The sequence below is a fragment of the Psychrobacter sp. UBA3962 genome (assembly GCF_002385225.1).
In the GTDB taxonomy this organism is placed as follows: domain Bacteria; phylum Pseudomonadota; class Gammaproteobacteria; order Pseudomonadales; family Moraxellaceae; genus Psychrobacter.
This window is the reverse complement of record NZ_DGDC01000026.1, coordinates 23,279-37,287: the sequence shown is the minus strand read 5'-3', so window position 1 is coordinate 37,287 and position 14,009 is coordinate 23,279. Positions and strand designations below refer to the sequence as shown.

Here is a 14,009-nt window from a genome sequence, read left to right as displayed (position 1 = left end):
TAATATAAAGGCTAATCCTAGCCACTGTCAACCTAAGCCGCCTGTCAAGTGTCACTTATTTACTAACTCATCAGGTCAATTTGATCTTAATTTAGTTAAATTACTCCTAAAAAACTTAGCTTTCCTACACATTTTTATATTGATAAACTGAACATCATCCCCCATATAATTTCTCTAACCCATTCAAGATTATTTTAATTACAACCGCACTATATAACTGATTGAGACACTAAATGACTGAACTTACTGATTTACGTCAACGCTTTTTTATCGCAGACTCGCCTGTCCGTGGTGATGTGGTCCGCTTACAACAAAGCTATGCCACCATCACTGCGCAAAAAGAGTACCCAGAATCAATCAAGCGCTTGTTGGGCGAGATGTTGACAGCAGCCAGTTTACTGATTGGTACGCTAAAAATTGACGGGACTTTATCTATTCAGCTACAGTCCTCCGATGAAAGCAGCTTACTGAATTGGGCCATGGCAGAATGCAACCAGTCAGGCATCATTCGTGCGTTAGCCAGCTGGAAAGCGGAGACCGAAGAGCAGCAAAAAGCTTGGGCGGATAAAACCAGTGCCGATGAAGCTTTTGCTGAGCTAGGTGAGGTGGGCAAAGGGGTCATGTTCATTAATATTCAGCCCGCCAAAGGCGAAGCTTATCAAGGTATTGTTGAAAGAAGTCATAATAATTTGGCCGAATGTTTAGCACACTATCAACTGCAATCAGCCCAAATCCCAACCTTGATTAATCTAGCTTGTGACGGTCTGCAAGCTGGCGGTATTCTAGTCCAAATGTTACCTCGTACTGCACAAGAGCAGTACCAAGTAGAACAAGATGAGACAGCAGGCATTGATGACGACTTGTGGACTCGCTTAACCTTACTTACCCGTACGGTTAAATTTGAAGAGCTGACCACTCTGGATGCCAATGAGATTATATATCGTTTATATAACGAGGAAAGTGTGGTGGCCCCAGAGCCTGTTGCTTTGGAATTTGGCTGCACCTGTTCTCGTGATAAGTGTGAAGCAGCGATTGCTCAACTGGGTGAGGCAGAAGCCTTAGAAATCGTCGAGGAACAAAATGGCAGCTTTGAGATGGACTGTGGCTTCTGCGGCTCTATTTACAAATTCAATAAAGCCGATATTGAAGAGATTTTTGGTTAATTAAGCCTTTAATTGACATAAAAAAACCTCCTACAGCCGAAGCTTAGGAGGTTTTTTTAGGGCTGTATTTTTAGACCACCACTTCAATATCATCTTCAGGGAATGATTCCTTACGTGACTTTAGCGCTGAGTCAATACTGCCATTGTCCTTTAGCCATTCTATAACTTGATAGTGAATTCGGCGGTCATACAGCAGATTTAGGTGACTCACCCCATAGAAAATGGCTTTACGCCCTTCTGGCACATATAGCGTATGCAACTCTCCAGCTTCTCCTAATGCAGACTCAATATTTACTAAGCCATCCCCTACTAGGTTAGTGGCTTTAGAGTCATAGACCCCTTCCACTATAGAGCCGGCAATAAAATAAGTTCTGACATGGCGAGGCAGCTTGGTAGGATGGCGGAACTCTTCTGGTAATACATCCCGCTGTTTTAGATATTTCCAGTCCTCATCACGAATACTGCCATGACGCAAATCAATAATTCCAGCACTGCGGATATTACCCATCTTCGATAAAGAAGTTGCAAAAGGCACCTTACCCACAATATCTAATAAATAATGACCGGTACGCTCAAGCAATGCCCCTTGATGCGGACTCCCTAAGGTTATCAAATTGCCGACTCGATCGAGCCAATCAAGTCCCTCTTGTTCAGCATAGAACAAAGCACTACGGGCAACCAAACCACCCATGCTATAGCCTACCAAATCAATTTGGGTAACATCTGGGTTTTCTTCCAGCAGCTGCTTCATGATGTGTGATAAACGGCGACCGTTTTGTGATATTCGCTTCCCAGTGTTGTAATCTAAGTAGAGAACGGTCGTCTGTGGCTGAGCCAAAGCAATGTTCTCGCCCAAGCTATCATCCTCACAAGGATGCCAACTTAGGTAACTCAAACACAGGCCATGACACAGTAAAACTATTCTACCCGACAACTTATTGCCCAGAGGCTGACCATATCTATCATAAATAGTCATGGGCACAGCGAGCGGATTTTGCTGGGCAATTAAATGATCGCCTATCATGCCATTAATAATATTAACGCCCTGCTTTATAGCCCCTGATAGTCTTCGATCATGATGCCGTTTCAATGCTTTACGCACCAATTTAGTATTGGTCTCAGTGACCCCCGTACCCACTTGCTGTACTAAGTGACGCATCCCATTATAAAACTTACGATTAAGTCCCTTTTGCCAGCGCGTCAAATAATCTTCATTAAAACGGCCCAAAGGTCTAAGTAGCAACTCCGAGTGCAATGACTCTATAATCTCAGTGACTTCCAGTACCCCAGAGGTCGCCAGTTGAGTCAAGCCCTCAAACACATCCCCTATCGTAAGCGGAGTACTCTTGCGAGGGTTACCTAAGTCGGTAGCCGCCATTCTGATAATTTCTTCTTCATCAAGAATATCGAGGGTGTCCATTTTTTCATGGAGCTCATTTAAGAATACCGGACGAGAAGAAGTAACCAGCTCACACGCTTCATATAAGTTGTAACTTTCAACAGAGTTTGGCTTAGTCATATTTTAATAGAGTAAGTTATGATAGAGCTCTCATATTAGCCTGTCTTATAAATAAAGTAAAAACCTCAAGTGTTACACGCTTGAAGTTTTTGTAGACCTATTATTGCAGGGTCAGCCCTAACCCCTCTTTTTTTTACTCATAAAAAAACCGCGATTAACTTTCAATCGCGGTTTTTTATGGACCCAATCACAAAGAACGACTCAAGTCATTATTCCACTTCAGCCTGCCACTGATGCTCACCCAGTTTCAAGGTCAATTTATCGCCTGCCTTTAATACTCCCACACCGCTTGGGGTACCGGTCATGATCACATCACCAGGCTGCAAGCTAAACGCATAACTGATTTCACTTAATAGCTCATATATCGGAAACAGCATCAGCTCAGTATTGCCCTCTTGCGTCAACTGCTCATTAATATACAGCTCATAATGCACGCTACTAAAGTCAGCAAAAGCTTCAGGGTCAACCCACTGCGCCAGCACACAGGACCCATCGAAGCATTTGGCACGCTCCCAAGGATGACCTTTGGCTTTGAGCTCACTTTGTAACTCACGCAAGGTTAAGTCTAGTCCTAAAGTGACCGCATCGATTGCTTTTGGTGTCGCTTTGATAGAGTCGACCGAGGCCGCTTTTAGAGGCGCCCCAATACGTACGCAGAGCTCAGCTTCATAATGCACCTCATACGCAGTATCTCTTGGTACATCTCTGATTTGACTGGGAATCAACGAGTCAGTACCAATCACACTAGACGCCGGCTTAATAAATAATATGGGCCGTGTTGGAATTTCATTGCCTAATTCGGCCGCATGGGCAGCATAGTTACGCCCAACGCACACCACTTTTCCGAAGTGCATAGCGTTACCGTGGCTCTCGATAGAAGTTGTCATATTAACTCTCACAATTTAATTTACAGTAGCTTTATCAATCAGCATTATTAATGACCACATTATCATCTAAGTTTAGATAAAAAAACAGCCAGCATATATTAATAGCTGGCTGTTTTTGTTGTTAACAAGGGTTTGACTAAGGGGCAGTACTCATTAAGGAATGGTATTGGTGGCTACATCAGGCGGCACATAGCTGGCATGACGGTTCATCCGCTTTTCTATCAAACGGAAGGTTAGCAAGATTACCCAAGACAATACTAGGTAAATAATGCCAGCCGCAAAGTACAACTCAAAAATAGTATAGGTACGAGCACTGATGGTCTTGGCAATACCGGTAATGTCCATCAAGGCGATGGTCATGGCCAGCGAACTGCCTTTTAGCATAAAGATAACTTCATTACTATAAGCAGGAATCATGATACCAAAGGCACGAGGCAGAGTGATACGGGTTAACTTTTGCCAGCGTGACATACCAATGGCATCGGCTGCTTCCAGCTCACCTGGTGGGATAGATTGGATAGCCCCCCGAATAATTTCTGCTATATAAGCACTGGTATTTAGAGTGAAAGCGATAATGGCACACCAAAATGGCTGTTTTAGTACCGGCTCCCACAAGAAAGACTCTTTGATAAATTCAAACTGCGATAGACCATAATAGATGAGGAATATCTGTACCAGTAAGGGGGTGCCTCGGAAAAAGAAGATATATAAAAACGGTAATACTTGCACCAGCTTATTAGAAGATAAGCGTAGTAAAGCCAAGCCCAAACCAAAAATAAAACCCAAGATCCCAGAGATAACCACCAGCTTAACGGTTAGTGCGACACCACTTAATAAGTCAGGTAGGTAGGTAAAAATTACTTGCCAATTCCAGTCCATGTCTGCCCCCTACCCTTTAGCTGCATTAATTGATTGCGACACGTGCTGTTTCGCAAGTTTTTTTGCATAGCGCTGAGCAGGATTTGCCCGCCACTCAAGCCACATCATAAAGGCAGTCACCACGATGGTAAGTCCCAAGTAAATAAAAGCAGCGGCCATATAGAAAGTAAAGGCTTGCTGGGTTGCTTGAGCCCCGCGCGCAGCATGATACATGATGTCTTTTAACCCCACCACTGAAACCAATGCCGTGTCTTTCAATAGCACCAAGAATAAGTTACCCAAACCCGGTAAGGCCAAACGCCAAACTTGGGGTACAATAATACGGAAATAAACCTGCATGGGCTTCATACCCAGCGCTTCAGCCGCTTCCCACTGACCTTTGGGTATCTCTTGAATGGCCATCCTAAATACTTCGGTCGCATAGGCACCAAAGGCAATAGACAGGGCCAAGACCCCTGCTAAAAACGGACTGACTTCGATGTATTCGTTGTAACCGAACTTCTGTAGCACCGCCATAATGAGCATGGAGCCGCCGTAATACAAGAACAATACCAATAGCAGCTCGGGTATACCACGCATAGTCGCAGTATAAACTGTCGCCAGTTTGCGAAATATCCAAATCTTAGAAAGTTTGGCAGTAGCCCCTAATAGCCCCAAGACCAAACCTATTGCAAGACTTGATAAGGCAAGTTTGATGGTAATCAACGAGCCACTAAGTAAGAGATGTCCAAAACCTTGCAAATCAAACACGTGAGAAGCAACCTAAATAATGAGAGTAGAATAAACGACTATATATGATACGGGGTAGTAAAACTGAAAACTCACTAACAGCCCTTAAAGCTGGGGCCGTCATCAAGTGTATTGAACAACACTGAGATTAAATCGTATTTTATGATTATATGCAAACGGCGAATTCTAACATATTATATGCCCATTAGTTAAGTAGATGATGACATCTAAGTATGGCTATTGACCTGTAAGCATGACTTTGTCGAAAGTCTGTGCCATTAAAAATTTCTACTGCCTAACCCTAAAGCCATTCCAAAGCTTTCTTTCCATAAAAAAAGCCTCACTCTGTGGTGAGGCTAATTGTTGATATCGTGCTATCTCTACTAAGGCATTGGGAAATGCTTGTCTTTAATACGGTCATAAGTGCCGTTGGCTTTTATCGCTGCCAACGCGGTATTGATCTCTTGCTTCAACGCATCTTGCTTGCGTACTGCAATAGCAAAGTTATCATCAATTTCAATTTCTGAGCCTTTAATTTCAAACGTTGAGCCGTTCTTAGACAACCACTCTAAAGCCGGTAATTTATCAGAAATCATGGCATCGACACGATTGGACTCTAAATCCAAAAAGGCATTATTCAATGTGTCGTACATTTTAATGCTGGTTTTTGGATAGTTGCTTTCTAACCACTGTGAGGAAATGGTCGAACGCTGAGCAGCAATCTCACTACTATTAATAGTCTCGGCACTGCTAGGATCAAAACTACTGGCTTTGGTGGCAATAAATACCAAAGAGTTGGTGAAATAAGGCTCGGTAAAATCCACTTGTTCAGCACGCTCAGGAGTCACTGACATCGCAGCGATAATGGCATCATATTTTTTGGCCTTGAGACCTGGAATAATACCTTCCCAATCTTGAGCAGTGATCTCACATTTTCGCTGCATCTGTTCACAAAGCGCATTGGTGATATCCACATCAAAGCCCGCTAAGTTGCCTTCAGCATCGGTATAGTTAAAAGGAGCATAGGCCCCCTCAGTGGCGACGCGTAGTACTTTTTGCTCTGCATCAGCCCCTTCAGCGGCAGTCTCACTGGTGCTATCTGTATTATTACAGCCCGTTACTAAGACAGAAACAGACAATGCGGCAATAAGAGTGATAGCCCCTTTTTTGATACGACTATGGGATATGTTGCTAGGTGCTACTCGGCTTTTAAGCATGCTTATGTCCTTATAAATTCAAAAAACCTGGCCTGAAATCTTATCGCCTTAGCCGCTTTATCAAAACTAAGTAGCTCCTTAAAGACTTACGACTTCAGCCAGTAACCTGAACACCTGCCTTTAGGCTGTGATGTTCAATTGTTATCTTGCTATTTTGGCAAAACCCTACTTAATAACAGTCTACTGAGCAGCTGCAGCTTGAGCAGCAGCAGCGGTATTGCTGGTACCAAAGTAAGGCGCTGAGATTTCATCATACTTGCCACTATCTTTTAGAGCTTGTAGTGCCGTATTGAATTTAGCCGCCAATTCATCACCTTTACGCACCGCAATACCCATGGTGTCGTCCGTATTAAACTCTTCGCCTTTTTGTTCAAAAGCTTGGCCTTCTTCGCTGGTTAACCAGTAAGCGGCTGTCACTTTATCTGAGAACAGAGCGCGAATACGACCTGAAGTTAAATCTAGATAAGCATTTTCTTGGGTATCATATAAGTTAAGTTTGGCTTTTGGGTGAGTCTCTTCGATGTACTGGGCCGCAATGGTAGCGCGCTGAGCTCCCACAGATACATCACTAAAGTCATCGGCCACACTAACCTCATCACCCTTTTTCGCCACTAAGATAAGACCGTTGCTTAAGTACGGCTCAGTGAAGTCTACTTTTTGTAGACGCTCAGGCGTGATTGACATACCCGCAATAATGGCATCGAACTTCTTAGCTTGCAGACCTGGAATTAAGCCATCCCACTCTTGAGAGGTAACATCACACTTAGCTTTCATTTCATCACAAAGCGCATTGATTAAATCAATCTCAAAGCCAATTAACTTGCCATCAGCATCGGTATAACTTAAAGGCTTGTAGCTTGATTCAGTTGCGATTCTGATGGCTTGCTCTGTACCTTCAGCATTGCTAGCAGCTGTTGAGTCACTAGCCGCAGGAGCTTCACTACTGTTGTTACAAGCAGCCAGCATTAAGCCAGATAAAGCCACAGATAATACAGCCCATTTACTTTTTGATTTTATTGCAGTTGTCATGATGTGATCCTAGTTTTGTCTAATAGTTGATAACAAAAATTTCGTTGATAAGACTACGATAGCTTGGGCTTATTTACCAAAGTTAGCGGCTTCAATTTCCGCCAGCTTGCCGTTAGCACGAATCGCTTCAATGCCCTTATCGAACTCAGCTTTTAGAGGATCGTTTTTACGGAACGCAATCCCTAAATTGTCATCATTATCAATCTCTTCACCAATTACTGCATACTCAGGGTTCTCAGGCAACCAGTCTGCTGCCGATACTTTTTCAGCCAAAACAGCATCTACACGACCTGACTTTAGATCCAGATAAGCATTCTCATAAGTGTCATATAAGTTAACTTTGTTGCCCTCTTTATTATCAAAATTGGCCAACAGATACTCGCCCAAAGTGGTTGAACGTTGGCTACCTAAGTCTTTATTGGTAATGTCATCAGGACTGAAGGTACCATCTTTTTTGGCCAACCACACCATAGTGTTTGAGAAGTAAGGCGCACTGAAGTCGACAGTTGCTGCACGCTCTGGCGTGATAGACATACCGGCGATGATGGCATCGTATTTATTGGCCAATAGCCCTGGAATAATACCGTCCCAGTCTTGAGAGGTAATCTCACACTTGGCTTTAATTTCATCACAAACGGCATTGATAACGTCAACATCGAAGCCACCTAAGCTACCATCATTATTGGTGTAGTTAAATGGAGGGTAGGCCCCTTCAGTAGCGATACGAACCGTTTTGCCTTCTACAGAAGTAGCACCCTCTGTCTCTGCCTTGGTATCAGACTGTGAACAACCTGCTAACCCTACCATACCAGCCATGACTAGTACTGGGAAAACCTTGCGCGATAACTGCATATCAAATAATGACATTTCTTCTTTCTCCAAAGCCAAAAAGTGGCCTATACAAAACTAAGTGGGCTAAAATTTTATGGATATTACCAAACGAATTAGTGGCCTTTTAAATCCAATTAAAGCCTTGAACTAGATATAGTGATAATGAGGGATATACGATAAGGTTTGTGTAATCTACATACACAAAAATAATACATGAGGGTTTGAGTAAAAACAAATCATTTTATTGTCACATTGTTACCCAGTCCCACAAAAAAGAGTGAGTACCCATAGACACTCACTCTTATTAACCCACCATCTATTAATCAACTTTTAATAACTCATCAAGCAAGTGATTGATAACTAACTAAGCTTATTGGCATCGGCATGGTGCGAAGCCATAAACTCACGCACTCGAGGTGAGGTTGGGTTGTCGAATATTTGTTCTGGGGTACCCGCTTCTTCAATACCACCCTGATGGAGGAACACTACTTGCGACGATACATCACGAGCAAAGCGCATTTCATGGGTAACGATAAGCATGGTACGGCCTTCTGCAGCTAAATCACGCATAACGGCTAGCACTTCATTTACAAGCTCTGGGTCTAGGGCTGAAGTCGGCTCGTCAAACAACAATACTTGTGGATTCATGGCCAAAGCACGAGCGATAGCCACACGTTGACGCTGGCCCCCTGATAGGTTATCAGGATAAGCATCTTTTTTATCGAGCAGACCCACTTTTTTTAACAGTTGCTCAGCTTCTCTTATAGCTTGATCCTTACCTATTTTTAAGACCTGAGTCGGTCCTTCAATAATATTTTGTAAAATAGTCTTATGCGGCCATAAGTTAAAGTTTTGGAAAACAAATCCAACACGAGCGCGGAATCTTTCTAGCTGACCCCGATTAGCGGCTTCTAACTCACCTGATTTACCAGGAACCAAATCCAAAGACTCACCGCCTAGGGTAATGGTGCCCTGATTGGGCTTCTCTAGAAGATTAATACAGCGCAATAAAGTGGACTTCCCTGAGCCTGATGATCCCAAAATAGAAATCACATCGCCATCATAGGCTGTGAGTGAGACCCCTTTTAATACCTCAAGCGAGCCGTAGCTTTTATGAATGTTTTGCAAATCAAGGGCAATAGGTCGATCTGAAGTGGAGTGTGGCATAACAGTGGCTAGTGTCCGAAATAGTTGTGAACAATAAGATAAAGGGTATAACAAAAAATAGGTAGACTACCCTAAGCGATAATTTTTAATAGCGTATTGTCTCTTAAAACCCAGTTGATAAGCAAATTTTTTACCTATTAAGCTTATGACTTATCATATTTTTAAATTACTAGTCAGGATAACTTTTACTAATTTGCTAATCTTTTAACCTTTGCTAAATAAACGGCTCAATTAATTGCTCAGAAAGGGATTAATTATTGTTAAAATAAAAACCCTCTCTACCGCATATTATTTTAATAATGCAATAAAGAGGGCTGCTATTTAATTAAAGAAACTCGTTAATTAAGCTCATTAATTAAAAGAGTCGGCTTATTGAGAAGCCTATAACCCATTAACCTATAATCAATTAATTAGTAGAAATATGCTCTTCTGTTTCTGTACCATCGATGATTTGGTCTTGATCTAGCATGTCAGTGTCAACTTCACCTTCAGCTCCAGAAGCATTAGGGTCAGGTTGGGTCGAATCGCCTTCAGGTTTTGTCATACCCTCATCCTGCATAGCGTTTTCTCCCATACCATGATCTTCCATATTATTCATGTCATGCCCTTCCTCTACGGTACCCATATTGCTATCGGTTGCCATAGCATCAGCATTATCTTGAGTCTCAATTGAACTTGATTCTACCGGTTCTTCAGCTTCAGGAGCATTGGCTGCATTGTCACAAGCAGTAACCCCCATACTTAATAGACCCACTGCGAAAACTGGCGCTAAAATTGATTTTTTTAGATTTTTCATATCATTACCTGTATTTAATTTTTTAGAGTAAGTTTTCAATAAATCTTGCTTATAAAAGCGAAGCTCGGTTGAAAGCTTGTTATAGCCTATCCTACTCCTCTCTATTTTTATTTCAGCCAATTTTCGTAGTGGTTTATAAGCATTTATGTAGAATAAGTAATCTAAGTAGTAAACACTGGTAATTAATTATATATTTAGTTAGCTAAACTTTAGATAAATAGTTGTTTTATTGGGATTTATGGTAATTGCGAATATCGGCTATAGGCCTTCCAAAGGCTAATGAATATTTTTTCATTCAAATTAAGTTACTTAGTTTTAAACTCCTTAATCTCAAAATTGTAGGCTAAAAATATAAGCTAGTGCTTAAAATATTACATTCTCTCCTATTGTTATAAAGCTTATATCTGGCTTTACTATTGTCTATATCTGCTTTATGTTATAGGCAAATGAATCTTATTTTTAAAATCCACATCCTAGGAGAATAATAAATGTCACAAGACATAACGGACGTCAAAAGCTATATGCAACAAGTGGGACAACAAGCCAGACAAGCTTCAAGATTGCTAGCTGCTGCCAATACTGGGGATAAGAACAACGCGCTTTTAACTATTTATGAGCAATTAAAAAAAGCAAAATCTGATATTTTGGCCGCCAATAAAGTTGATATGGATAAGGGTCATGAAAACAATTTAGAGGCTGCCCTACTAGACCGCTTAGAGCTAACAGATGACCGTTTTGAAGGTATGCTACAAGGCTTAAAAGATGTGGCTGCTTTGCCCGACCCAATTGGGGAAGTGACCGACATGACTTATCGTCCTTCAGGGATTCAACTGGGTAAAATGCGAGTGCCTTTGGGTGTCGTGGGTATGATTTATGAGTCTCGTCCAAACGTCACCTTAGAAGCCGCTTCATTAGCATTGAAATCAGGAAATGCCATTATATTGCGTGGCGGCTCCGAAGCTTTTGAATCAAACCAAGCCATTGCTAAGTGTATTTTGGCCGGCCTAAAACAAGCCGGACTCCCCGAGCATGGGGTACAAGTGCTACAAACTACCGACCGTGCTGCTGTAGGTGAGCTAATCACGATGACTGAATTTGTCGATGTGATTGTGCCTCGGGGCGGTAAAGGCTTGATTGAGCGTATCAGTAATGATGCTCGCGTGCCGGTAATTAAGCATTTAGATGGCAACTGTCATACCTTTATCGATCGTGACGCAGACCCTGAAATTGCCGTTAAAGTCAGCGTGAATGCCAAAACCCATCGTTATGGCACCTGTAATACGATGGAAACCTTATTGGTAGATGAGGCCATTGCTGACACCTTATTGCCTAAGATTGCCGAAGCCATTATCGAAGCGGATGACGCTATGCAACTACGCTTAGATGCTGAATCCAAAGCCATCTTGCAAGACAATGCCAAGTTGCAAGGTCATCTCAATGATGCCAATGAGGAAGATTGGGACACAGAGTATCTGGCGCCCATCTTAGCCATTAAAATTGTCGAGGGAATTGATGAAGCAATCTCTCACATCAATACCCACGGTAGCCACCACACTGATGTGATTATCACTGACAATTACAGCAAGTCACAGCGCTTTATTCGTGAAGTGGACTCATCAAGCGTTATGATTAACGCCTCTAGCCGCTTTGCAGATGGATTTGAGTATGGCCTGGGCGCCGAAATTGGTATTTCAACGGATAAAATTCATGCCCGTGGTCCAGTCGGTCTAAATGGTCTGACCTCTCAGAAATGGATTGTATATGGCCATGGCGAAGTGCGAGGTTAAAAACTTTCGCTAACGTCTAGCCATTGAGGGCTGTTGTAATAAATAAAAACGTCAACCTTAAGGTTGGCGTTTTTTTATTTATGCGCTCTTAACTGTTAATTTAGTATTTAAAATCAGTTGCTTCCTCTATCAGACCAAGATTAAATTAGCTCACTTTAAAGTTTGGCTATCTGGGCAGATATAGGGTGCTTTAAAATGCTAAATTTAGTAAGATAAGCCCTTCAATTTGGACATAGATAAGGCCACTTCAAATCAGCGCCTTTTTTTACTCTTGTCCCACCCTATAACGAAAACTGAGCTATATAAGCTATTAGTCATAGCCAGTTGCATAATTTTTCAGAATGCTACCCGTTTGGCACTCTCAAAAAATTCAGTTTTATAGTTATTACTAACATTATGATGCCTACTGTAAGAATACTCAGTTGCTATGCACTGCAGGCATTCTATTTTCAAAATTAAGCCAAAGATAATTCATTCATAAGCATCACCAGTCGGCCTGAAATATAGCCGAAATTTGACCGATTATAAACGGCTTAACCATAACCTTATAAAAAACTAGAGTTCAGTTAAGTACCCCTTAATTTGGGATGTAGTAACCCAACTTTTCACTCCAAATTAAGGTGACTTTACACTTATTAAAGGAGTACTCATGGAAGTTACTTTAAATGGCTATTACACCTTGATTTTAGCCACACTCGTCCTACTCTTGGGGCGTTTTTTGGTAAAGAAAGTGAAGTTTTTAGAAGACTTCAACATCCCTGAACCGGTGGCAGGTGGCTTGGTAGCTGCTGTCATTGTTTATGCCCTAAATATCATCTGGGGCTATAGCTTCATCTTCCAACAAGAGCTACAGACTGCTTGTATGTTGATGTTCTTTGCCTCTATCGGATTAAGTGCAGATTTCGGACGCTTAAAAGCTGGGGGCACACCGCTTCTGACATTCACTGCTGTGGTGTCCTTATTTATTGTGGTGCAAGATATCGTTGGCGTCTCTATGGCCACCCTGCTAGGCCTTGATCCTTTATTAGGCTTAGTCACTGGGTCAATCGCTTTAACCGGTGGTCATGGTACCGCCGGCGCTTGGGGTCTCACTTTAGAAGAGCAATACGGCGTAGTCGGTGCCACCACATTAGGCATTGCCGTGGCTACTTATGGCTTGGTTGCTGGTGGCGTTATCGGTGGTCCTGTTGCCCGCCGACTGATTAATAAATTGGGCGTTGAACCAGAGCCGGTTAACCCAAACCCTAGTGAGACAGAAAAGCTGGCTAGTAAACAGTCGCTTTATAGTACCAAACACAACGAAGAAGACGCCTATAGAAACAAAGAGATCTTCGAAAAACCGGACAACATCCGTCTAATCACTGCCTCATCAACCATTGAGTCGTTAGCCTTATTTGCAGCTGCATTGGCCTTCGCTGACTTTATGACTGTGATTGGCAAGGACACTTGGTTTGATTTGCCAACATTCGTTTGGGCGCTGGCTGGCGGGGTAATTATCCGTAACGTGTTAACCACAGTCTTTGATTTCCATATGTTTGACCGTGCCATCGATGTGATTGGTAACGCTTCATTAAGTCTATTCTTAGCCATGGCCTTATTGTCATTAAAACTATGGCAGTTAACCGATCTTGCCGGTCCGGTACTAATTATCTTAATGGTACAGACCTTGGTGATGGTACTCTACGTCTATTTCGTGACCTTTAGAATCATGGGTAAAGACTACGATTCGGCGGTGTTATCAGCGGGTCATTGTGGCTTTGGTATGGGAGCAACACCAACAGCTATTGCCAATATGCAGGCCGTAACTGACCGCTACTTAGCTTCTCCAAAGGCATTCTTAATCGTGCCTATGGTGGGTGCCTTCTTCGTGGATATCGTCAACGCCACGGTACTTCAGATATTTGTTAACCTGCCGTTTATGTAGCCTATATTAGACTTAAATAAAAGCAACAAGGGCTGGATTATTTAGATAATCCAGCCCTTTTTTTATTATATCTACCGGGCT

General features: G+C 42.3%; 12 protein-coding genes. 3 read left to right on the top strand and 9 right to left on the bottom strand.

Features of this window, described 5'->3' with window-relative positions; genetic code table 11:
• Positions 1-233: 233 nt before the first annotated feature.
• Positions 234-1,163: an Hsp33 family molecular chaperone HslO gene (locus B3S92_RS06865; protein WP_296204198.1), complete on the top strand. Its 930-nt coding sequence runs from the start codon at positions 234-236 to the stop codon at positions 1,161-1,163.
• Between the two features lie 70 nt (positions 1,164-1,233).
• Here the strand turns inward: B3S92_RS06865 and B3S92_RS06860 are convergent, their stop codons facing one another.
• The 9 genes from B3S92_RS06860 to B3S92_RS06820 all read right to left on the bottom strand — a co-directional run bounded on the left by B3S92_RS06860 (position 1,234) and on the right by B3S92_RS06820 (position 10,217).
• On the bottom strand, positions 1,234-2,682 hold the full coding sequence (locus B3S92_RS06860; RefSeq protein WP_296204195.1) for an alpha/beta hydrolase: 1,449 nt from the start codon (positions 2,680-2,682) through the stop codon (positions 1,234-1,236).
• 209 nt (positions 2,683-2,891) lie between these two features.
• On the bottom strand, positions 2,892-3,569 hold the full coding sequence (locus tag B3S92_RS06855) for a fumarylacetoacetate hydrolase family protein (protein ID WP_296204194.1): 678 nt from the start codon (positions 3,567-3,569) through the stop codon (positions 2,892-2,894).
• Between the two features lie 153 nt (positions 3,570-3,722).
• On the bottom strand, positions 3,723-4,448 hold the full coding sequence (locus B3S92_RS06850) for an ABC transporter permease (protein ID WP_296204192.1): 726 nt from the start codon (positions 4,446-4,448) through the stop codon (positions 3,723-3,725).
• A gap of 9 nt (positions 4,449-4,457) precedes the next feature.
• A complete protein-coding gene (locus B3S92_RS06845) occupies positions 4,458-5,198 on the bottom strand; it encodes an ABC transporter permease (protein WP_077450333.1) in 741 nt (246 codons plus the stop codon).
• Between the two features lie 362 nt (positions 5,199-5,560).
• The gene (locus B3S92_RS06840) at positions 5,561-6,394 is read right to left on the bottom strand and encodes an ABC transporter substrate-binding protein (protein ID WP_296204188.1); all 834 of its coding nucleotides are present in this window, start codon (positions 6,392-6,394) and stop codon (positions 5,561-5,563) included.
• A 180-nt stretch (positions 6,395-6,574) separates the two neighbouring features.
• Positions 6,575-7,423, bottom strand: coding sequence for an ABC transporter substrate-binding protein (locus B3S92_RS06835; RefSeq protein WP_296204186.1), 849 nt, complete (start codon positions 7,421-7,423; stop codon positions 6,575-6,577).
• A gap of 69 nt (positions 7,424-7,492) precedes the next feature.
• Positions 7,493-8,290: a transporter substrate-binding domain-containing protein gene (locus B3S92_RS06830; protein WP_095532553.1), complete on the bottom strand. Its 798-nt coding sequence runs from the start codon at positions 8,288-8,290 to the stop codon at positions 7,493-7,495.
• 324 nt (positions 8,291-8,614) lie between these two features.
• Positions 8,615-9,421, bottom strand: a complete 807-nt coding sequence (locus B3S92_RS06825; protein WP_296204182.1) for an ABC transporter ATP-binding protein — start codon at positions 9,419-9,421, stop codon at positions 8,615-8,617.
• A 406-nt stretch (positions 9,422-9,827) separates the two neighbouring features.
• The gene (locus tag B3S92_RS06820) at positions 9,828-10,217 is read right to left on the bottom strand and encodes a hypothetical protein (protein ID WP_296204179.1); all 390 of its coding nucleotides are present in this window, start codon (positions 10,215-10,217) and stop codon (positions 9,828-9,830) included.
• Between the two features lie 488 nt (positions 10,218-10,705).
• Between B3S92_RS06820 and B3S92_RS06815 the strand changes: the two genes are divergently transcribed.
• Together B3S92_RS06815 and gltS are read left to right on the top strand one after the other, a co-directional pair.
• Positions 10,706-12,004, top strand: coding sequence for a glutamate-5-semialdehyde dehydrogenase (locus B3S92_RS06815; protein WP_296204176.1), 1,299 nt, complete (start codon positions 10,706-10,708; stop codon positions 12,002-12,004).
• 649 nt (positions 12,005-12,653) lie between these two features.
• A complete protein-coding gene (gltS, locus tag B3S92_RS06810; protein WP_296204174.1) occupies positions 12,654-13,928 on the top strand; it encodes a sodium/glutamate symporter in 1,275 nt (424 codons plus the stop codon).
• Positions 13,929-14,009: the final 81 nt, after the last annotated feature.